This window comes from Acidaminobacter sp. JC074 (assembly GCF_022496765.1).
Lineage (GTDB): Bacteria > Bacillota > Clostridia > Peptostreptococcales > Acidaminobacteraceae > JABXKX01.
In genome coordinates this window covers 35951-57915 of the sequence record NZ_VANV01000028.1, presented here as the reverse complement: position 1 = coordinate 57915, position 21965 = coordinate 35951, and the positions used below count along the sequence as shown (strand labels likewise).

The following is a 21965-nucleotide window of genomic DNA, read 5'->3' as shown; positions in this document are numbered from 1 at the left end:
TAACAAAAAAATTTATGTGTATCAAGAAAACAAGAAAAGAACCTAGCAAAGATGCTAGATTCTTAAAAAGTCTTAACCAAATAGTGATAATAATACCCCCGCAGAAACGGCAGAACCGATTACACCTGCAACGTTTGGACCCATGGCATGCATCAGTAGGAAGTTTGAAGGATCTGCCTTCTGACCTTCTACCTGAGATACTCTGGCTGCCATTGGTACTGCAGATACACCCGCAGAACCAATCAGTGGGTTGATTGTACCACCCCATAACTTGTTCATAAGTTTTGCAAGTAAAACACCTGTTGCAGTACCGAAACCAAATGCCACGATACCTAAAGCAATGATCTTTAATGTTTCTATTTGTAAGAAATATTCAGCTGATGCAGTTGCACCTACTGTTACACCAAGGAAAATTGTTACGATGTTCATTAATGCATTTTGTGCTGTATCAGTCAATCTACCTACAACACCTGACTCTTTGAATAAGTTACCTAACATTAACATACCAACTAGCGCTGTTGCTGGTGGTACAATTAATGATACTAAGATTGTAACAACGATTGGGAAGATGATCTTCTCAACTTTTGATACATTTCTTAACTGGCTCATCTTAATTGAACGTTCTTGCTTTGTTGTTAACGCTCTCATAATAGGCGGCTGAATAACTGGTACCAGTGCCATGTATGAATAAGCAGCTACCGCAATTGCACCTAATTTCTGTGGTGCAAGTTGTGATGCTAAGAATATAGCTGTAGGACCATCAGCACCACCGATAATACCGATAGCTGATGCTTCTTGAGCTGTAAAGCCTAATGCGATTGCACCGGCGAAAGTTACATAAATACCAAACTGTGCTGCTGCACCTAATAATAACGATTTTGGATTTGCAATCAATGGACCGAAATCTGTCATTGCACCAACACCTAAGAAAATAAGTGGTGGGAAAATACCTAAATGGTCACCTTGGAATAAGTAGTAAAGTAAACCACCGATACTCTTTAAGTGCATAACTCCTGTTCCGACTACACTACCGTCTTCTCCTACAATTTGCAACAAGTTTCCCTCTGCACCACTTGCATGGGCAAAACCTTCAGGAATCAATTGCATAATTGGCTTTGCCATAACACCTGCAACCGGTAAGTTTGCAAGTAACATACCAAATGCGATAGGAACGAGTAGTAACGGCTCAAAACCTTTTTTGATGGCTAAGAACAGAAGCACAAATGATACTAGAATCATGACCACTTGGCCACCTTGTACATTGGCGAAACCTGTGTCTCCCCAAAAGTTCATAAGCGCTTGACTCATGTCTCTCCTCCTTAAATTATAGTAGATTATCCGATAACGATCATTACATCTCCACCGTTAACTGATTCGCCAGTCTTCACTAAGATTTGTGAAACTGTACCATCTACAGGAGCAGAAATTTCATTTTCCATCTTCATAGCTTCTAATACAAGTACAACATCACCTGCTGCTACTGTATCGCCTTCATTTACTTTAATATCAAAGATTGTACCTGGCATTGGCGCAGAAATTTGAGTACCGCCTGCTGCTGGAGCTGCCTTAGGCGCTGGAGCTGCTTTTGGTGCTGCCTTAGGTGCTGCAGGTGCCGCTGGTCTTGGTGCTGCCGCTCTTGGAGCCGCTGGTGCTGATGGCACGCCACCAATTTCTTCTACTTCTACCTCATACGATTTACCATTAACCGTTATGTTAAACTTCTTCATGAGTGTCCCTCCTAAAATCTCGTATTCATCTGCTCTATTCTACCAGTCTTAGCCCAAGATGGTGAATGATCGCCTACTCTTACTACATTTTTAACAACTATATTATGAATTGACGTATTTAAGCTTGCTGCTACTGCCGCTGCAATAACTGCAATCAACTCTTCGTCTTCCTCTTCTTCTTTAACTGTCTCTACCGCTTTGGTTTCTACCTTTTGAACAGGTGCAGGTTTTTTATTCTCCTTAGTAAATGCTTTCATTACTTTTGATAAAACATTGATACTAAACCATAAGAATAATAGAACTGCAAAGGTAATTGCCATACCAAGAGCCGTAACGAATAAGACCATGGTTGTCTTCTCGTTAGATGTAAGCGTATGAATCGCTTCCGGATCTGCCTTTAAAAGCTCTAGTATATCATTGATACCCCTGCTCGCTAGCGCTAGATTCATCATATATAATTTCATCTATGCACCTCTCTTATAGTGGGATATTGCCGTGCTTTTTACCTGGTCTGTTTTCTCTCTTAGAATGTAACATATTGAAAGCGTCAATTAATCTTGCTCTTGAAGCCGATGGCTCAATAACATCATCTACGAAACCTCTCTCAGCAGCCTTGTATGGCGTAGAGAATTCTGCTTCATAGTTATCAATTAATCTTTGTCTTTCAGCCACTGGATCATCTGCACCCTTGATTTCTTTTCTGAAGATAATCTCAGCAGCACCTGATGCACCCATAACTGCGATTTGAGCTGTTGGCCATGCAAGTACAATATCAGCACCTAGTTCTTTACAGCACATTGCTAAGTAAGAACCACCGTAAGCTTTTCTTAAGATCATCGTTACTTTTGGTACTGTTGCTTCACTGTAAGCATAAAGCATCTTAGCACCATGACGGATAATACCACCATATTCTTGAGCTGTACCTGGTAAGAAACCTGGAACGTCTACAAGATTTAATAAAGGAATATTGAAAGCATCACAAGTTCTAACGAATCTTGCAGCTTTATCTGATGCATTGATATCTAAACAACCAGCTAAGAACTTAGGTTGGTTAGCAACAACACCTACTGATTGACCATTTAAACGGATATAACCTGTTACAATGTTCTTAGCAAAGTGCTCTTGGTATTCCATGAAGTCGCCGTCATCAGCAAGTGCATGGATAATATCTTTTACATCATATGGTTTATTTGGATTATCAGGAATAATGTTGTTGAACTCCTCGATAATTCTATTCATATCATCTTCTGTTCCAAAAGTTGGAGCAGTTTCTGTGTTATTAGAAGGTAAGAATGATAACAATCTTCTAATTTCTGAAATACATGCTTCATCGTTTTGCTCGTAGAATTGAGCCACACCTGAAGTTGCATTGTGTGTCATAGCGCCACCTAATGCTTCAGCAGATACTTCTTCACCTGTTACTGTTTTGATAACCTGTGGACCTGTGATAAACATTTGAGATGTTTTATCTACCATAAAGATAAAGTCGTTAAGTGCTGGCGAATAAACCGCACCACCTGCACATGGTCCCATAATAGCTGTGATTTGTGGAATAACACCTGATGCAATTGTGTTTCTGAAAAAGATCTTACCATATCCAGATAATGCATCTACAGCTTCCTGAATTCTTGCTCCACCTGAGTCATTTAAACCAACAACTGGTGCACCAACTTTTACAGCGTACTCTAATACCTTACAGATTTTAGATGCATGCATTTCACCTAAAGAACCACCTACTACAGTGAAGTCTTGTGAAAATGCGTATACCACTCTACCATCTACTTGGCCGTAACCAGTAACAACACCCTCTGCTGGTGCATTTACTTTTTCCATACCAAAGTTAGTACAACGGTGCTTTACAAAAGCATCTAGCTCAACAAAAGTGCCTTCGTCAAACAACAAGTTGATTCTTTCTCTTGCTGTTAACTTGCCTTTAGCGTGTTGCTTTTCAATTCTTTCAACACCTCCACCAAGCTCTATCTTTTGCTTGCGTTGGCGAAGATCATCAAGTTTGTTCATAGCCATTAAGCTACCTCCTCACTCCTATTAACATAATTTTCGATTGAAACACTCGATGCTTTCATTATAACCGAAAATTATACAATTACAACATTAAAAATGAAAGTTTTTATTAACTATCTTTCACAAAGTTCAATTAATACTCTATAAGAATCTTTAGGATGCATAAATGCAATTTTGGCACCGCCAGCACCGTATCTTGGCATTTCATCAATCATTCTCATACCCTTTGCTTGCATGTCAGCAATAGCTTCTTCAATGTTTTCAACACGGAATGCTAAATGCTGTACACCTTCACCGCTTCTTTCAATGTATCTTGCGATTGGACCATCTTCTGATGTAGATTCAAGTAGTTCTACCTCAGTGTCACCGATTGGTAAAAATGCAACTTTTACCTTTTGTTCTTCCACAATTTCAGTATCCGCTAAATCCAATCCTAAAACGTCAGTGTAAAATTTTAGTGTTTCATCTAAATTTTTAACTGCAATACCTACGTGGTCAAGTTTCAATGCTTTCATACCTGCCTCCTAATTCTTAATATTCACTATGATCTCTTCACATGCCGTGTAAGGATCTGTTGTTCGTTTGACAACATTTTCTGATAATCTATGAATCATCTGTTCATTGTATGCATTATCAAATAAATGTGACAATACTTTATATTTAACAAGTTCAACAATTTCATTTCTAGCATTATCAATTCTTCGAGCTTCAAATAGCTCATTAGATTTCATATAGTCACGGTGTTCCATGATAGTTTCAACAAGTTTGTCGATGCCTTCATTTTTTACCGCTACTGTCATTGTTACTGGTGGTCTCCAATCACTGTCATTGTAATCTAACATGGCATCGATCTCTCTGGCAGTCTTCTTAGCCCCGTCACGATCCGATTTGTTGATTGCAAACACATCACCAATTTCCATGATACCAGCTTTGATGGCTTGAATGTCATCACCAAGACCAGGTACCATAACCATAACTGTTGTATCACAATTCTTTACAATGTCAATCTCTGATTGACCAACGCCTACAGTTTCTACAAATATGTAATCTGCACCATAAACATCTAATACCTTTATTGCTGCACTTGTACCTTCTGAAATCCCACCTAAAGAACCTCGAGCACCCATAGATCTTATAAATACATCTTTATGTGTTGATAGGTCGCCCATGCGTACACGATCGCCCAAAATTGCACCACCCGTAAATGGGCTTGTTGGGTCAATGGCGATTACCGCAACTTTCTTCCCTTCATTTAATAAAGCTTTTACAAGTTTATCTGTTAATGTACTCTTACCAGCACCAGGTGGACCTGTAATGCCTATTACATAGGCATTACCAGTCTTGTTGTGTAGTTTTTTCAATAAATCAAAAGCTTGAGGATCTCTATTTTCTACAAGAGAAATCATTCGAGCAACAGCTCTTTTATTCCCCTCTAGCAGTTTCTTTTCTAAATCCATACACATCACCTTATCTTTTATTTCATTTTATTTCGACCTTGTCAATAATTAACGATTTACATTTTCCTTAATAAAATCAATTGTTACACTTGTTGGTGTACCAGGTGTAAAGATTTCAGCAATGCCATTTTCCTTTAAGAAAGGAATGTCACTGTCAGGAATAACACCACCACCTACTAATAAGATATCTGATGCATCTTCAGCAGCTAATAACTTAGCAACCTTAGGTAATAATGTGTTGTGTGCGCCTGATAAAATACTTACAGCGATACAATCAACGTCTTCCTGAATTGCAGCATTTACAATTTGCTCAGGTGTCTGACGAAGGCCTGTATAGATAACTTCCATACCAGCATCTCTTAACGCTCTAGCAACTACCTTTGCGCCTCTATCATGTCCGTCTAAGCCTGGCTTAGCGACTAATACTCTAATTGGTCTATCCATTTTAATCCTCCTTCAGCTTATAAGTTCACTGATTGTTGGTATTCACCAAATACTTCTCTCATCACGCCACAGATTTCGCCTAATGTAGCATAAGCTTTAACAGCTTCGATGATTACTGGCATAACATTGTCAGTACCTTCACATGCAGCTCTAAGTTCAGTTAACTTCGCTTCAACTACTGCGTTATCACGCTTAGCTCTTAAGTCAACTAACTTTTGCTTTTGCATTTCGCCTACAGCAGGATCCACTTTTAATAAATCCTTTGGAGCTTCTTCTTCGATTTGGAACTTGTTCATACCAACAACAATTCTTTCACCAGTTTCAACTTCTTTTTGATAGTAGTAAGCTGCATCCATGATTTCTTGTTGGATATAACCATTGTCAATTGCTTTTGGAGCGCCACCAAGATCATCAATCTTAGTAATGTATTCCATAGCCTTGTCCATGATTTCTTTTGTCTTAGCTTCAATGAAGTAAGAACCCGCTAATGGATCAACTGTGTTAGTAACACCTGATTCATAAGCAACGATTTGTTGAGTTCTAAGTGCTACTCTTACTGAATCTTCTGTTGGAAGTGCTAAAGCCTCATCCTTAGAGTTTGTATGAAGTGATTGTGTACCACCTAATACTGCAGCAAGTGTTTGAATAGCAACACGAACGATGTTGTTTTCTGGTTGTTGTGCTGTTAATGTAGAACCACCTGTTTGCGTATGGAACTTAAGTGCCATAGACTTAGGATTCTTAGCGCCAAATCTTTCTTTCATGATCTTAGCCCATAATGTTCTAGCAGCTCTATACTTAGCTACTTCTTCTAATAAGTCATTATGTGCATTAAAGAAGAATGATAGTCTTGGAGCAAATGTATCTACATCTAAACCAGCTTGAACAGCAGCTTCAACATAAGCAATACCATCTGCTAATGTAAAACCAACTTCTTGAGCAGCAGTAGAACCTGCTTCTCTAATATGGTAACCCGAGATACTGATTGTATTCCAAAGTGGAACATCCTTAGAACAGTACTCGAAGATATCTGTAATTAATCTCATTGATGGCTCAGTTGGGAAGATATACGTACCTCTAGCGATATACTCTTTTAAGATATCATTTTGGATAGTACCTCTTAATTTGTCTGAGCTAACACCTTGCTTTTCAGCAACTGCAATGTACATAGCAAGTAAAACTGATGCCGGTGCATTGATTGTCATTGAAGTAGAAACTTTATCTAGTGGAATACCATCAAATAAGATTTCCATATCTGCTAATGAGTCAATTGCAACACCAACCTTACCAACTTCACCTTCAGATAATTCGTGATCTGAATCGTAACCGATTTGTGTTGGTAAGTCAAAGGCTACTGATAAACCGCCTGAACCTTGCTCAACTAAGTACTTGTAACGTTTGTTTGATTCTTCAGCTGTTGCAAAACCAGCGTACATTCTCATTGTCCATAAACGACCTCTGTACATTGTTGGCTGTACACCACGTGTGTATGGGAATTGACCTGGAAAACCAATGTCACCATACTCGAATCCTTCAATATCTGCAGGAGAGTAAAGTCTTTGAACTTCATCACCTGAACCAGAGTAGAATGTTTCTTGTCTCTCTGGACGCTTTTCTACCATGCTCTTTGTTTTTTCATTAAATTTATCAAGTCCCTCTTTTACTTGATTCATTTTTTCCTTCTCAAACATTGAGTGCCTCCCTTTTATTGTTCTGGATACGTCAACTTACCCAGTTTTGCACCTTATACATCCCCTATAGGATATCACAATTCCCTTGATTTTTCACACTTTTGCCATAAGTATAATTGTATACTTTAAGACCATTTCATAATTGTATACGTTTTCCTAAACCAGGCCTAAATGTTTAAATCTATTATCCACAATACCTTATTATAGGCTTAATAAACGTCAAATTTCTAATTAAACACAGAATCCTGTATTTTGATTTTTGACTTTATCTCATCGAACCCGTTTCTAAGAAACGATGATGCCATGAATGTGACTCATCCATGATATGAGGTTCATGACTATACTTACCCGCTTCAGCACGTTCTAAATAATCAAATAACATGTCTTTATAGTCTGGATGTGCACAGTTTTCAATGATACATCTTGCACGTTCTCTTGGTGATAAGCCACGTACATCAGCAAGACCTTGTTCTGTGACAAATACTTCCACATCATGTTCAGTATGGTCTACATGGGAAACAAAAGGTACAATCGATGAGATATCACCATTTTTAGCCGTCGATACCGTCGTAAATATTGAAATATAAGCATTTCTAGTAAAGTCACCAGAACCACCTAGACCATTCATCATTCTAGACCCCATGATATTTGTTGAATTGACATGACCATAAATATCAAACTCAATAGCCGTATTCATGGCAATTACACCAAGACGTCTTGCAACTTCTGGGTGGTTTGAAATTTCCATTGGTCTTAAGATACAGTGTTTGGCATAATGCTCCATGTTTTCATTTAACCTAATCAGTCCTTCTTCTGACGGAGTAAATGACGTACCTGAAGCCACGCTTACCTTGCCTGCATCTATAAGATCAAACATTGAGTCTTGTATAACTTCTGTATAACATGTTAAGTTTTCGAAGTCAGAGTCTAGTAAGCCACCTAAAACTGCATTGGCTACCGAACCAACCCCCGATTGAAGCGGTAGTAAATTATTAGGCAATCTGCCTTCATTCACTTCATTTTCTAAGAACTTGATGATATGACCAGAAATTTTCTTTGAATCCTCGTCAATAGCACCAAGGGGTCTTACCTTATCGGTTATATCACTAAATACAATTGCTGCAATCTTTTCAGGGTCACATGGTATAAAAGTTGTACCAACTCTGTCACCTGCATGTGTAATAGGAATAGGTTGTCTAAATGGTGGTTTCTTAGTTGTATAAATATCATGAACACCTTCAAGTGCCATGGATTGTGATGTGTTGATCTCAACAATAACCATATCTGCTTCAGAAACAGCCTGTGGTGAAATACCGACAGATGTTGTTGGAATAATGCCACCTTCTTCTGTAATGGCAAGGGCTTCTATTATAGCCACATCAATATTACCTAGAAAGCCATATTCTATAAACTGTGGTACATGACTGAGATGCATGTCCTGATAAGAAACACTACCATCATTGATACCGTTTCTTGATGAAGCATTTGTTTGATATGGGAATCTTCTTTTTAAAATACCCGCTCTGGCCCAAGCACCATCCAGTTCATCACCTACAGAAGCACCTGTTACAAGTGTTAAACCAATCTTTTCACCTTCTTCAGCACGTTTTGCAAGTGCAAGCGGTACAGACTTTGGATAGCCAGAAGGTGTAAAACCACTGGTTGCCACCGTCATGCCATCCTTGATTAACATAGATGCCGCTTCAGCTGTCATAACCTTATTTTCTAATGATTCCATACGAATTCTATTCATCATATCCTCCTTATTTTGCCGCAAAAAAAGGGCGCTAGAAATAAACATTTGTTTATATCTAACGCCACATGATTACGGGATAGGTAAGAGGTTGTCTCACCCAAATAGTCACATAGTTAAATACTAAATTTGTATATATTTTTCATGACATGTCCTCAAAGCAGATATCAAAGCTTTTTTGGCTGAGCCATAATAAACTTCTGAAAACTCCTTTTCAATGTCATTGATTTTCTTTAAGTCTTTGTTTACTACCAAATCGTGAAATACACGTTTCGCAAGGCTTGTTACCAAAGAACACTCCGCATCAAGTACGATGCCTGTTTTCTTATCAACAAGGAGTCCCAAACATATAACATGGTACATTTCACTTGCTGTGATGCCTTGTGGTAGTTTTGCATATCCTGTTACAAATACTTTACCCTTCAAATAATCACCTACTTTTCAACTAATACTAACAAAGTTTTGGTGATTTATCAAGAACACTACATAGGTAAACCGTGTAAAATAATCGTAAACAATACCATACCAATAAGGGCAAATGGATAGGTCGCACCATAGCCTGCTGCAGGGTCATCCGTACCGATTGCATCTACTGCTGCACCTAAACCAGGTGTAGAAGTCATACCACCGCAGATAGCACCTGAAAGCATGATCCAGTTGATCTTAAATACATACTTACCAATAAAGAAGCCTACAAGCATAGCTACAAGTCCTACAACCAGGCCAACAATAGCCAGAGTCAAACCTGAACCTGCTAAAGCATCAAACACTTTAAAACCATATCTAAGACCGACAATTGCTAAGAAGAATGCTAAAGATAATTGTCTAACGATACCTAATATTTTAGAATTCATTCTAAAGCTAATTGGACCAATCTTACCGATATAACCCAGTAATAATGAACCGATTAAAACACCACCCGTTGAGCCAAGTGAGAAAGTCTGGTCGATGCCTATAAAACTTAGATCGATACCGATTTTACCAATTGTGTAACCAACAAGCATGGATAAACACAAACCAATCAAGTCAAAATCAACTTCCGGAATGTCTCTACCACCTGCAGCACTTCTTGCTTCTTCCATTTCTTGCTTGAACTGAGCTTTTTCTTTTTCCAAGTCCATTTTAAATATTTTAGGGAAGAAGTTCACTGCAATGATTACCACGATAACACCAAACGGATAACCGATTGCATGGCCAACACCGATGCCTGCTTCTGCATTTTGGATAAATCTCTTCTTAAGGTCCTCTGTTAATTCAGGATAATCAGCTGCCTGAAGATCTTTATCAATCATATTTAAGACTTTTGTCTTTTCTTCCATGTCCATACCCGCATACTCTTCAGTCACCTTTGTGGCATGTTTTGTTGCCGTTTCAGTTGCTGCTGCAAGTCCCGGAGAAGATGTTAAGGCGCCTGTATAAACACCTGATACCTCATATGGTGTAGAGTCTCCTTCAAACACTTTTGTTGTTAAGATGGTCATACCATAAGTTGCTGCCGCACCAATAAATGTGATGATCAGTCCAAGGGCTACAAACTTACCACCATACTTCTTAAGGACAGCGCCTATATCTTTTGCTGCTAACAGACCTACTGTTGCAACAAATAATATCAAGAATAAATAAAAGAAATCTTTTGGTATTATTCCTTTTGCTAAAAAACTCTGGGCCGCTGAAAATTTAGGACTTCCTTCACCAAATCCATTTGCAAATCTTACTACCAGCCAGCCAATCAATAAACCTGTAAACAATGTTCCTGATACGCCAAAACTAAACTTACCAAACCGAATTTTCCCAAACAACATACCTGAGAAAACTGCAACGAACATGAGTACAAAAGGATTCATAATCCATTTTGCTGCTTCAAAAACCATAACCTACCCCTTTCTTTATTTGGTTATCTCTATGGTGATATTAAACCCCTTCATGCTTTGCTATTTGATTGTGAGAACGTTTTTCCAAATCAAAACAATAAAAAAGACGACCCAAAATATAAAAACCGCAGTTCTTATATAATGGCCGTCACCTATTCATGGTTAAGATAGAAGGGCATTCTATCAAGTTAAATAGCAAGGCTTATTTAATTATCACTATGTTAATTTTATCACAATGTTCTCATATCCGCAACCGTTTTCAGAAAATTTACACTATCGAAACTTAGATTGCATCATATTCTTGAAACGCCTGACTTTTTAGCGGCTTCTGCAACAGCACTTGCAACGCGTTTACCAACTCTTAAATCAAAGGCTTTAGGGATGATGTTTTCTGTCGATAACTCATGGGCTTCTAAAGTTTCTGCAATAGCATAAGCAGCTGCCAACTTCATCTCTTCATTGATGTCACTTGCACGGACATCTAAAGCACCTCTAAAGATACCTGGAAAAGCAAGCACATTATTGACTTGGTTAGGAAAATCCGATCGACCTGTACCGATGATAAAAGCCCCACCTTCTTGAGCTTGGTCTGGCATAATTTCAGGCACTGGATTTGCCATGGCAAAAACAATTGATTTTTCATTCATAGAGCCAATCATATCAGACGTCACTACACCCGGTGCCGATACACCTATAAAGATATCCTTGTTTTTAATAACATCTGCTAAAGAACCCTTTTCAAGCTTTCTATTGGTTACTTTGGTCATTTCAGCCTTTGCAGCATTGATGCCAGGCATGCCTTCATAAAGGGCACCTGCACGGTCACATAAAACAATATCCTTTACGCCAACACTCAATAAAAGCTTGGCAATGGCCACACCAGCAGAACCTGCGCCGTTAATAACCACTTCTACATCTTTTATATCTTTACCAGCCAGTTTTAAACCATTGATGATACCCGCTAAGGTAACAATGGCTGTACCATGTTGGTCATCGTGAAAGACTGGAATATCTAAAACTTCTTTTAACTTCTTTTCAATTTCAAAACATCTTGGTGCCGCAATATCTTCTAAGTTAACACCACCAAAAGAAGGCGCCATCAACTGAACTGTTCTAACGATTTCATCCACATCTTTTGTATCTAAGCAAATTGGAAAGGCATCTACATCACCAAACTTCTTAAATAAAACAGCCTTACCTTCCATAACCGGCAAAGAAGCTTCCGGTCCGATATCACCAAGCCCCAGTACTGCTGTACCATCTGAAACTACAGCAACCATATTGCCTTTTGATGTATAATCATAAACCAAGTTCTTATCCTTATGGATTTCTCTACACGGCTCTGCAACACCTGGTGTATAAGCTGTCGACAAGTCATCTTTAGAAGCAACTTCTACCTTTGACTCCACACTGATTTTACCTTGATACTTCTTGTGCATTTCTAATGCTAATTTATTGTAATCCATTATAACCTCTCATATTTTTTTCTTTCAATATCATACATATTATGACCCTCAGAGTCAATAACCACCACACATGGGAAATCTTCAACAACCAATTTTCTAATAGCCTCAGTGCCTAGATCATCATAAGCGATGACCTCAGCAGACTTGATTGAAGAGGCAATCAAAGCACCTGCACCACCTATGGCTGCAAAGTAAACAGCACCGTGTTTTATCATGGCATCTATAACAGTCTGGTTTCTTTGACCTTTTCCAATCATACCTGACAAACCTTTTTCTAAAAGAGGTACCGTCAAGTCATCCATCCTGTAAGAAGTTGTCGGTCCACATGAACCGATAACAGCCCCCGGCTTAGCAGGTGCAGGTCCTACATAGTAAATCACGGCATCTTTTAAATCAAATGGCACGTCATCATTTTCAACAGCTTCCACAAGTCTCTTATGGGCAGCATCTCTTCCTGTATAGATAACACCAGACAAAAGTACTTGATCACCTGATTTTAAGTCTTTTACTTTTTCCTTTGTTAGAGGCAGTATAATTTTCTTTTTCATAAGACCCCCTATATGATTCGCGACATATGTCTGGTCGCATGACAGTTGATGTTAACCACCACTGGTAGTCCAGCAATATGAGTTGGATAAACTTCTACATTCACACCCAGAGAAGTAGTTAAGCCACCTAAGCCCTGAGGGCCAATGCCCAGTTTGTTGATCCCTTCAAGCAAGTCTTTTTCTAACTGACATATATGGTCTAAAGGATTTTCAGAACGGATATCTCTCATCAAAGACTTCTTGGCAATCAAAGCCGCCTTTTCAATGGTACCACCAATACCTACACCAACAACAATGGGTGGGCATGGATTAGGACCAGCCAAGGAAACAGTCTCTAAAACAAAGTCTTTTACCCCCTTAATACCATCAGACGGTTTAAGCATTTTCATTCTAGACATATTTTCAGAACCAAAACCCTTTGGCGCTACAGTAATTTTCAACTGATCACCTGAGACTATCTCATAGTGAATCACACCTGGAGTATTGTCTTTGGTGTTGACTCTTTCTAAAGGATCTTTAACAACAGATTTTCTTAAATAACCTTCTGAGTAGCCCCTTCTGATACCTTCATTAATGGCGTCTTCTAAAAGACCACCCTTTATATAAACTTCTTGTCCTATTTCTACAAATACAACAGCCATACCTGTGTCTTGACACATTGGCACCCTGTCACTTTCAGCAATTTCAGCATTTTGAATGATGTCGAAAAGAATATTCTTTCCTGTTTCAGACACCTCTTTACTCTTATAAGTATCAAGCGCTTCTTTAATATCTTCACTCAACACAAAATTTGATTCTATACACATGTCTTTTACATGGTCAATAATGGTTTCTACAGAAATTTCTCTCATAGCGCCTCCTTTACTTGACTATCATAAGGCTAAACCCAATGTAAAACAAGGTCTAAGTCCCACAAATCTCATATAGGTGCTTGTACAAAAACAACAAAAGAGTCAGACCGGGTCTAACTCATATTATGTCTAACATATTTAATAAATTGATAAACAAATCCTAAAACCATTAAGACAGCCACCATACCAAGTATCAACCATTTGCTGCTTGTAAAGAAACTACTTACAGCTATAATCGAAGTATTTATACTTGGATAAAAATGCATTTGATGAACCATCAAAATGTTCTCTAAAAAGTCAAAAACCATACCGATAAGTGGTAAGATAACAAGAAACTTTAACCTAGTTTCTCTATAGAACAGGCAGAGAATCATGTAGAAGGTACAAGCATAAACTAGAGGCCATAAGACATCCATAAAGAGTCTTGACCGAATATAGTTTGTACGACCTTGGTCTCCTAATTCTTCTGCAATCTTTATAATATCCTCTTGTGTATAAGACAACATAGGGTCTGGTGTATCTTTGTTCATCATGTAATCACTCGTCATGGGTAAAACCAAAACCATGAACAAAATAAACAAGGCAAACAAGGGCACCATCCTTGATTTAAGAATATCAAACAGCTTCATTCTAACTCCTAATTAAGTCCCTCAAAGCATCGAGCTTTTCGTTACTTATGAAACATCCGTTTCATACCAAAAAACAAGTCTAGGCTAAGCCTAGACTGCTATTAACTATTTAAAATATCTTCTAATTCTTTTTCTACTTGCTCTTCAGGTTTCTTTTCTTTAAGCATTTTTTCCATTGCTTCTTTTTCCTTTTGAGCACGTTCAGCTTGAAGTTTCTTATCTTCTTCAAGTTTTTCTTCTAAGTGAGCTCTTCTTTCAACTAAAGCATCATAACCTTCCTCAAGAAGCGTTGTGAAGTCTTTACCGTCAATTGTCTCATACTCAAGAAGTGCTTTGGCAATATCATGTAACTTATCAACATTCTCTTCTAGAAGAGATTCAGCTTTATTGTAAGCATCATCTACAAGTTTTCTAACTTCTCTATCAATCTCAGCAGCTACATGCTCTGAATAATGTTGTCTAGAAGTCATGTCTCTACCTAAGAAGACTTCATCATTTGTATCAAATGCCATTGATGCTAAGTTTTCACTGAATGCATACTTTTCTACCATTGCTCTAGCAATTTGAGAAACACGCTTCAAGTCGCCACTTGCACCTGTAGAAACATCGTCTAAGATCAGTTTCTCAGCCACACGACCACCTAAGCTGATGATGATGTCATGGTACATTGTTTTCTTAGTTCTAAACATACCATCGTCTTCAGGTAATTGAAGTGTAAAGCCACCAGCTCTACCTCTAGGAATAATTGTTACTTGGTGAACAGGATCTGTTTCAGGTAACAAGTAAGCCAGTAAAGCATGACCACCTTCGTGGTAAGCTGTTAAGTTCTTTTCTTTGTCAGAAACAACTCTACTCTTCTTCTCAACACCGATTAATACCTTAATCTTAGCTTCTTCGATTGTCTCCATACGAATGGTACGCTCTTTCTTTCTACCAGTTAAAAGCGCCGCTTCATTCATTAAGTTTTCAAGGTCTGCTGGCGTAAAACCAGTTGTACCTTTTGCAATAACACTTAAATCTACATCTTCTGATAAAGGCTTGTTCTTAGTATGAACCTTTAAGATGTCAGCACGTTCATTTACATCAGGTCTACCAATTGTAATTTCTCTATCAAAACGACCTGCTCTTAGAAGGGCTGGATCAAGAATGTCTGGTCTGTTAGTCGCTGCTATAACGATAACACCTTCATTTACAGAGAAACCATCCATCTCAATTAATAATTGGTTTAATGTTTGCTCTCTCTCATCATGGCCACCGCCTAAACCAGCGCCACGCTTTCTACCTACTGCATCGATTTCATCGATAAAGATGATACAAGGCGCATTTTTCTTAGCTGTTTCAAATAAGTCTCTAACTCTCGATGCACCAACACCAACAAACATCTCAACAAAGTCAGAACCCGACATGTTGTAGAAAGGTACATTGGCTTCACCAGCTACAGCACGAGATAAATAAGTTTTACCTGTACCAGGAGGGCCCACCATTAGGATACCTGTTGGAATTCTAGCACCAATTTCAATAAATTTCTTTGGATTTTTAAGGTATTCAACAACCTCTTCCATCTCTTCTTTTTCTTCAGTTAAACCAGCAACTTCTTCAAAAGTAATTCTTTTAGTTTCTTCAGGTTTTACCAACTTGGCTTTTGATTTACCAAATGACATAACCTTGTTGCCGCCGCCTTGTGAATTTTGCATAAACAGCATCCACACAACGATAATTACAGCAAACACAATTAGATACAAGAATATATTAACGAATCCTGATAACGGTGATACTGGCAATCCGTTCAGTTCGAAATTTTCATCTTTTGCAATAAGTTCATGTGTTAACTTTGCTAATTCCTCATCATGTTCCTTAGGCACATAAACTTCAAATGTTCTACCATCTTTTAAGATACCACTAGCATATCCTTCTTCAGTGATTTGCATCGTCGTAACATTTTCAGCTTCTATTTGTCGAACAACCTCGTCATAAGTGAATGGCGATGGTTCAACCGGTCTAAGATTTTGAAAAGCAATCAAAGCAAATGCTGTAATCGCAATAACGATTACAATATTTTTTACTCTGTTATTCATCTAATTCCTCCCGATGTATTTAAAATATTTATCATACCATTTGAATACTTCATTATTTTAACATATAGTAAGTATTCAAACAATTTAATTTATAAACTTCTAATATTTCGTGCCACTTAGTATTTAAGCGCCTTTAAAGACAATTACTCATCTTGAGAAAGCCTTAAAATAAGTAACACAAGTCAAAAGCTCATCATGCGTATTATACCCAATTTAACCATGATTATCTACAGAATCTCAAATACACATAATTTATTAAGTCTTAATAAGTCCTATCAGCCATCTATTATAACATGTAGATTCTTATCATACACCCTCTAAAGATAAATGACTTATGAATGTAAAATACAAATCTTAACATTCGATTAAGAATATTATCATTTATCGTTTTTCGATAACAATTTATTGAAAAATGATAACCTCTGCATTAAGGTGGAGTCGAAAGGAAGGTTATTATGCAATTTAAAATAAGCAAATACATATTAGGTCTGTTTGACTTCATCATCTTATACAATGCTTTTGATATAGGCATTAAGATGATCAATCAAATTGGCGGCTATCAGGACTTTCCACTTGAATGGCTTGGAAAAACCCCCTTTGTAGATTATGTTATGCCAGGCTATGTCGGCATCACCATTTATGGTCTCGGCAATCTTATCGCCCTAGCCTTCGCCATATTTAGCAGAGATAAAAAGTCATACATGACTTCACTAATTATGGGTTTGATACTCTGTTCTTCAATGGTTTTTCAAAGAATACTTCTAGGAGAAACTTATATGGCGACAGGCATCCTCATGTTGGTCGGCTTAATCCAAATCTCACTTAGCATGATCACTATGAAGTTATACCAATACAAACTAAGGAGTTCTTATGAAAAATAATAAATTAAGAGGCATTCTATTCATCATTTCACTTATAGCAACTTGGATTTCTTTGTCCCTATTTTATAATGGCGCCATTTATCTAGATGAATCAGGTGCTGGTATGAACCAGATAACAGGCGGCGAATTCTGGACATATATGTCTTGGTTAAAACAAATACTACTCATTCTTTTAACCACCATACTAGGCTTCAAACTGTTCAGTACTAGCCAAAGCTTGACATTGCCTAAGTTGTCATTTCCGCAGTTTGTAAAGTTTATTTTAGATTTTCTGTTTGTTATTGGCATTGTTTTTTTAGTAGCACTGCCTTTCATCGTAAACAGTTCCCTTAACATCTATAGGTATTACCAACAAAGACACCTTATGTATTTGATGTGGGTTTTAACAGATTTGGCCATCTTGTATGTGCTTTACGAACTCAGACGCATTTATCATTCCATAGCAAATGAGACACCTTTTACAAACGATAATGTCAAGAGTCTCTATCGAATGGGGATCGCTTCATTTGCACTAGCCCTCGTTTTCTTTGTTAAGCTTTTTATCTTCAAAACCTTCCTGACTTATATCATGCTCTTGGTTTTGGTTATAGCTGGATGTTTTTCTTGGACATTGTCTGCTTTATTTAAAGAAGCGACACGTGTTAAAGAAGAAAACGATCTGACCATATAGGAGGCAAGCATGAAAATAATCATTAACTTAGATGTGATGCTTGCCAAAAGGAAGATGTCTTCTACTGAGCTAGCTGAAAAAATTGGCATCACCAAAGCCAATTTGTCTATTCTAAAAAACAACAAGGCCAAAGCCATTAGGTTTTCTACACTAGAAGCCATATGCGACGCACTCGACTGTCAACCGGGAGATATTCTGGAATATAGGAGGTAATCATGACCAAGAAACTGAACATACTTATCCTACTGTCTATGATATTTGCATCACTGACCATCAACTTCTTATTCGGTGATGGCATGGGTTTAATACTGACACTTCTTCATCTCTTAGCACTAATTATGACCTTTGTCAGCTACAGACAAGCAGGTAAATGGAAACAGAAGAACTTAGGACTTCTACTGGCACTGATACTAATTTCTTTTACATACATCTTTAGAGACCAGCCAGGCCTTCAACTCTTAAATATTGTGGTCTTTTATGGCTTGTTGTCGACTTATCACATCAATATGCTAAAAGAAGAAAAACTATTTATCGATAAATACCTTATCATCAGCCTATTAGAACAAGTGGTCATGCCCTTTGGCGATTTCCCAGTAGCCTATATACATATAGGAAAAGGCTTAAAAGTAAAGAAGATAAAGGAAGTCAATCCCAAAACAAGACAAGTCCTAATAGGCATCTTAATTGCCCTGCCAATCCTGATGATATTTACCTTATTATTAGCATCGGCAGACGATATATTTAGAAATTTTATCACCATCGATTTTTCATTCTTAGATTTTTTAGATGATGAAATCATTCCTAAAGTCATCATTTGGTTCTTGTGTTCAACTTATATTTTCTCTCACTTTTACTACTTGCTCTACAAGGAGAAAAAAGTTGAAGACAAACCGCTCATTATCAAAGAGAAAAAGGACCTTGATATCATCATTTCGACCATCTTAGTTTTGGTCAACTCGCTTTTCATGGTCTTCGTTTTTATACAGTTCAGATACCTGTTTTCAAACAAGATACTTGAAGGTATGACTTTTTCATCTTATGCAAGAAAGGGTTTCTTTGAACTGGTTATCATCTCCATGATCGTCATCATCATGACTCTCATACTGAGTAGTTTTTCTCAAAAGAAAATCAACACAGGTCTTTTAACCTTGATGACGCTAAACACCATGGTGATTGCCTATTCAGCCATCTTTAGGATGAACCTGTACATTGAAGCTTATGGCTATACTTGGCTAAGAATTGTATCACAGTCCTTTACAGTCCTTCAGATCCTCATTATGATTGTAACCTGTGTCCACCTATGGAAACGTATCAATATCCGCCTCATCATAGCTGGTATGTACTTGTTTGCATACATTCTACTGAATTTTGTCAATGTGGATGCAATCATTATTTCAGGTAACATGGACCGATACTTAAATGGTGAGGAAATTGATGTTTATTACTACAACCATATGTCCGCAGATGCTATAGAAACACTTGTTAAATACAGAGATGAGTTTAAAGACAAGGATGACCATCTTGGTGTATATTACGACCTCGATAATGTCATCAAAGAAAAGAAAAACTACCTGGATAAAGACAAGCTTATCAATTACAACTATACAAGAAATAAAGCATATAATATCTTAAACTAAGAAAAGGCCAAAATGGCCTTTTCTTAGTTTAACTCACTGATTCTTTCTTTTAGTTCTCTCATATTCTTGAAGCGACCTTTTTTTATGTCTTTTTCAAGTTTTCTTGATTTAAAAGATACAAATAGTTGGTCTAGATTATAACCTTCAGGATACAAAGACTCCCTTCTCTGATCTAGCGTCAGTCTTTTTTCAGGCAGTTCTTGATACTGACCATCTTTAAAGACGTTTACCACATTGTGGTCTATCATATGTTCATAAACCAAATAGTGGTCTCCCGTTTCATTGTAAATCACGCGGTCACCCTTGTTATAAAAGATGCGGTCTGTCGTATCAGGCTTTGAAGCATCTTTGATCTCTTGTACCCTAGACTTCTTCTTAGAAAACTTAGAGATCTTTCTTGGTGCTACAATTTCATGGGTTGAATTGATCTTGTTGACTCTTTCAATAATCTTTTCATTTAAGCCCAGCTCTTTAGAAATCCATAAAGCATTGGATTCACCAGCCACACCGATTAACAACTTATAAAGGGGCTTCAATGTCTTTTTATCAAAGTCCATAGAAGCATTTAAGAAACCTTCATGAATTTCGCTGTACTCTTTGATCTTACTGTAATGTGTTGACGTCAAAGAGACGGCACCCCTATTATAGATTTCTTCTAGTATGGCGATACCTAGAGCGGCACCGTCTTTGGGGTCTGTACCCGTACCAATTTCATCTATTAAAACCAAGGTCTTTCTAGACGATCTTTTTACGATATCTACTAAAGACTTCATATGTCCTGAGAATGTAGAAAGCGACTGTTCAATACTCTGAGAATCCCCTATATCTACAAGGACCTTGTTAAATATTGAAATAGAAGAGCCCTTACCGACCGGTGGTAATAAACCACTTTGGGTCATTAAGACCATCAAACCAACCGTCTTTAAGGTAATGGTCTTACCACCTGTATTCGGTCCTGTTATGATAAGAGTCCTATAGTCACTGCCGACTTCAACGTTTAAAGGTACAGCAGCCTCCCCAAGCATAGGGTGGCGAGCTTTTTTAAGATGAATAATTTCATCATCTGTAATTTCTACTTCGTTGCCACCAATGGCAATTGAGTATTTGGCCTTGGCAAATATAAAGTCGTACTTACCAATAATAAATACAGCATCATTGATGGCCATCAGGTGTTCACTGATAAGGCCAGTTAATCGCCACAGAATTTGATTACACTCTTCTGTTTCTTGAGACTTTAACATGATGATCTCAACCGTTAAGTCTTTGATTTCATCAATTTCTACATAGACTGTAGAACCTGATGCAGACGAGTCAATCACTGTACCAGCCACAAGTTTCCTAGCAGATGCTTTGATTGGAATGACATAACGATCATCTCTTTGACTGTAGAAGCTTTCCTGAATATACTTCTGATTTCTGTCTGCTGTTAAAAACTTATTGAGCTTATCTATACGCTTACTATGAAGGGCATCTATCTTCTTTCTGATTTTTTCCAATACCTTGGAAGCTCTTGAATGAACCATGGCCCCTTCAATGCAGTACTCTATCTCGCTTTCTACATTTCTAAAAGATTCTAAACCGACAGAGTAGCTGTAGAGTTTTGGCGCTGTATATTCATATGCCTCTATAGACTTCTTTAAGTGTCTGATACATCTTAAAAAGTCAGCTACCTTTAAAAGTTCTTCAGGATGTAAAAACATCCCCTTCTCTACCTTTGTCATATAAGGCGTGATATCACTGATACCACCTAGACTGATACCAGACCCTTCTCTCAAGATGGAAACGGCTTCCCTGGTTTCTTCAAATCTATCTAATACAATCCTAGGATTGGTTTGAGGCATCATTTCATCAGCCAATTTTTTACCTAAATTACTTGCTGTATATTTCTTAATGTTTTCTTTTATGTCATTGTAACCTAATATGTCTAATGTCTTCTTGTCCATTTTCTAGACCTCCATGTATTTTATATTTACCCATTACTCTAATCATCTCATCATCTAACCTAACATTTACCACACTTAACATGTTTCCTCCTTACGTTCTTAACCAAAGTCTAAAAACACCAATATAAAAAGCTACAGGACACACCTGTAGCATAAAATCAACTAAAAAAGCCATGCAACAGCACGGCTTAAAAATCTTTAATAAAAAAGAGTGTTTTTATAAGCTATTCGTGTTCTTAACCAGTATGCTTAAAAGGTACACAAAACAGAACCCCGACGGGCAGACCTTTCAAACCATAT

The 21965-nt window shown here is 37.6% G+C and carries 21 protein-coding genes; 4 read left to right on the top strand and 17 right to left on the bottom strand.

The window, feature by feature from the left end; translation table 11 throughout:
• Positions 1 to 72 precede the first annotated feature (72 nt).
• From EZV73_RS24480 to ftsH, 16 genes are all read right to left on the bottom strand, one after another.
• Positions 73 to 1308, bottom strand: coding sequence for a sodium ion-translocating decarboxylase subunit beta (locus tag EZV73_RS24480; protein WP_240843085.1), 1236 nt, complete (start codon positions 1306 to 1308; stop codon positions 73 to 75).
• A gap of 26 nt (positions 1309 to 1334) precedes the next feature.
• Positions 1335 to 1727, bottom strand: coding sequence for a biotin/lipoyl-containing protein (locus EZV73_RS24475; RefSeq protein ID WP_240843084.1), 393 nt, complete (start codon positions 1725 to 1727; stop codon positions 1335 to 1337).
• An 11-nt stretch (positions 1728 to 1738) separates the two neighbouring features.
• Complete coding sequence (locus EZV73_RS24470; protein WP_240843083.1) at positions 1739 to 2191, bottom strand: OadG family protein; 453 nt, start codon at positions 2189 to 2191, stop codon at positions 1739 to 1741.
• 13 nt (positions 2192 to 2204) lie between these two features.
• Complete coding sequence (locus EZV73_RS24465) at positions 2205 to 3752, bottom strand: acyl-CoA carboxylase subunit beta (protein ID WP_240843082.1); 1548 nt, start codon at positions 3750 to 3752, stop codon at positions 2205 to 2207.
• Positions 3753 to 3862: 110 nt separating this feature from the next.
• Positions 3863 to 4264: a methylmalonyl-CoA epimerase gene (gene mce / locus EZV73_RS24460; RefSeq protein ID WP_240843081.1), complete on the bottom strand. Its 402-nt coding sequence runs from the start codon at positions 4262 to 4264 to the stop codon at positions 3863 to 3865.
• A 9-nt stretch (positions 4265 to 4273) separates the two neighbouring features.
• Entirely contained in the window at positions 4274 to 5206 is a 933-nt protein-coding gene (gene meaB / locus EZV73_RS24455) for a methylmalonyl Co-A mutase-associated GTPase MeaB (protein WP_240843080.1), read from the bottom strand.
• Between the two features lie 48 nt (positions 5207 to 5254).
• The gene (locus tag EZV73_RS24450) at positions 5255 to 5650 is read right to left on the bottom strand and encodes a cobalamin B12-binding domain-containing protein (RefSeq protein ID WP_240843079.1); all 396 of its coding nucleotides are present in this window, start codon (positions 5648 to 5650) and stop codon (positions 5255 to 5257) included.
• Positions 5651 to 5667: 17 nt separating this feature from the next.
• Positions 5668 to 7341 carry a methylmalonyl-CoA mutase gene (locus EZV73_RS24445; protein ID WP_240843078.1) on the bottom strand — a complete coding sequence of 558 codons (1674 nt, stop codon included), beginning with the start codon at positions 7339 to 7341 and terminating at the stop codon, positions 5668 to 5670.
• A gap of 265 nt (positions 7342 to 7606) precedes the next feature.
• Positions 7607 to 9094, bottom strand: a complete 1488-nt coding sequence (locus tag EZV73_RS24440) for an acetyl-CoA hydrolase/transferase family protein (RefSeq protein ID WP_240843077.1) — start codon at positions 9092 to 9094, stop codon at positions 7607 to 7609.
• 123 nt (positions 9095 to 9217) lie between these two features.
• Positions 9218 to 9520 (bottom strand): DUF3870 domain-containing protein, encoded by a 303-nt coding sequence (locus EZV73_RS24435; protein ID WP_240843076.1) that lies wholly within the window; start codon positions 9518 to 9520, stop codon positions 9218 to 9220.
• Positions 9521 to 9576: 56 nt separating this feature from the next.
• Complete coding sequence (locus EZV73_RS24430) at positions 9577 to 10965, bottom strand: hypothetical protein (RefSeq protein ID WP_240843075.1); 1389 nt, start codon at positions 10963 to 10965, stop codon at positions 9577 to 9579.
• A 293-nt stretch (positions 10966 to 11258) separates the two neighbouring features.
• Complete coding sequence (locus EZV73_RS24425) at positions 11259 to 12431, bottom strand: NADP-dependent malic enzyme (protein ID WP_240843074.1); 1173 nt, start codon at positions 12429 to 12431, stop codon at positions 11259 to 11261.
• The gene (locus EZV73_RS24420) at positions 12431 to 12979 is read right to left on the bottom strand and encodes a Fe-S-containing hydro-lyase (RefSeq protein WP_240843073.1); all 549 of its coding nucleotides are present in this window, start codon (positions 12977 to 12979) and stop codon (positions 12431 to 12433) included. The genes EZV73_RS24425 and EZV73_RS24420 overlap by 1 nt, the downstream gene beginning before the upstream one ends.
• 8 nt (positions 12980 to 12987) lie before the next feature.
• Positions 12988 to 13830: a fumarate hydratase gene (locus EZV73_RS24415; protein ID WP_240843072.1), complete on the bottom strand. Its 843-nt coding sequence runs from the start codon at positions 13828 to 13830 to the stop codon at positions 12988 to 12990.
• 113 nt (positions 13831 to 13943) lie between these two features.
• Positions 13944 to 14459, bottom strand: coding sequence for a hypothetical protein (locus tag EZV73_RS24410; RefSeq protein ID WP_240843071.1), 516 nt, complete (start codon positions 14457 to 14459; stop codon positions 13944 to 13946).
• A gap of 101 nt (positions 14460 to 14560) precedes the next feature.
• Positions 14561 to 16534 (bottom strand): ATP-dependent zinc metalloprotease FtsH, encoded by a 1974-nt coding sequence (ftsH, locus tag EZV73_RS24405; RefSeq protein ID WP_240843070.1) that lies wholly within the window; start codon positions 16532 to 16534, stop codon positions 14561 to 14563.
• Between the two features lie 455 nt (positions 16535 to 16989).
• Between ftsH and EZV73_RS24400 the strand changes: the two genes are divergently transcribed.
• From EZV73_RS24400 to EZV73_RS24385, 4 genes are read left to right on the top strand one after another with little or no spacing between them, the layout of a single operon-like run.
• A complete protein-coding gene (locus tag EZV73_RS24400) occupies positions 16990 to 17415 on the top strand; it encodes a hypothetical protein (RefSeq protein ID WP_240843069.1) in 426 nt (141 codons plus the stop codon).
• Positions 17405 to 18085 (top strand): DUF2975 domain-containing protein, encoded by a 681-nt coding sequence (locus EZV73_RS24395; RefSeq protein WP_240843068.1) that lies wholly within the window; start codon positions 17405 to 17407, stop codon positions 18083 to 18085. The genes EZV73_RS24400 and EZV73_RS24395 overlap by 11 nt, the downstream gene beginning before the upstream one ends.
• A gap of 9 nt (positions 18086 to 18094) precedes the next feature.
• Positions 18095 to 18298 (top strand): helix-turn-helix transcriptional regulator, encoded by a 204-nt coding sequence (locus tag EZV73_RS24390; protein ID WP_240843067.1) that lies wholly within the window; start codon positions 18095 to 18097, stop codon positions 18296 to 18298.
• A gap of 2 nt (positions 18299 to 18300) precedes the next feature.
• Positions 18301 to 19722: a DUF4153 domain-containing protein gene (locus tag EZV73_RS24385; protein WP_240843066.1), complete on the top strand. Its 1422-nt coding sequence runs from the start codon at positions 18301 to 18303 to the stop codon at positions 19720 to 19722.
• 23 nt (positions 19723 to 19745) lie between these two features.
• On the opposite strand, the gene EZV73_RS24380 is transcribed toward EZV73_RS24385, so the two are convergent.
• On the bottom strand, positions 19746 to 21665 hold the full coding sequence (locus EZV73_RS24380) for an endonuclease MutS2 (protein ID WP_240843065.1): 1920 nt from the start codon (positions 21663 to 21665) through the stop codon (positions 19746 to 19748).
• Positions 21666 to 21965 lie beyond the last annotated feature (300 nt).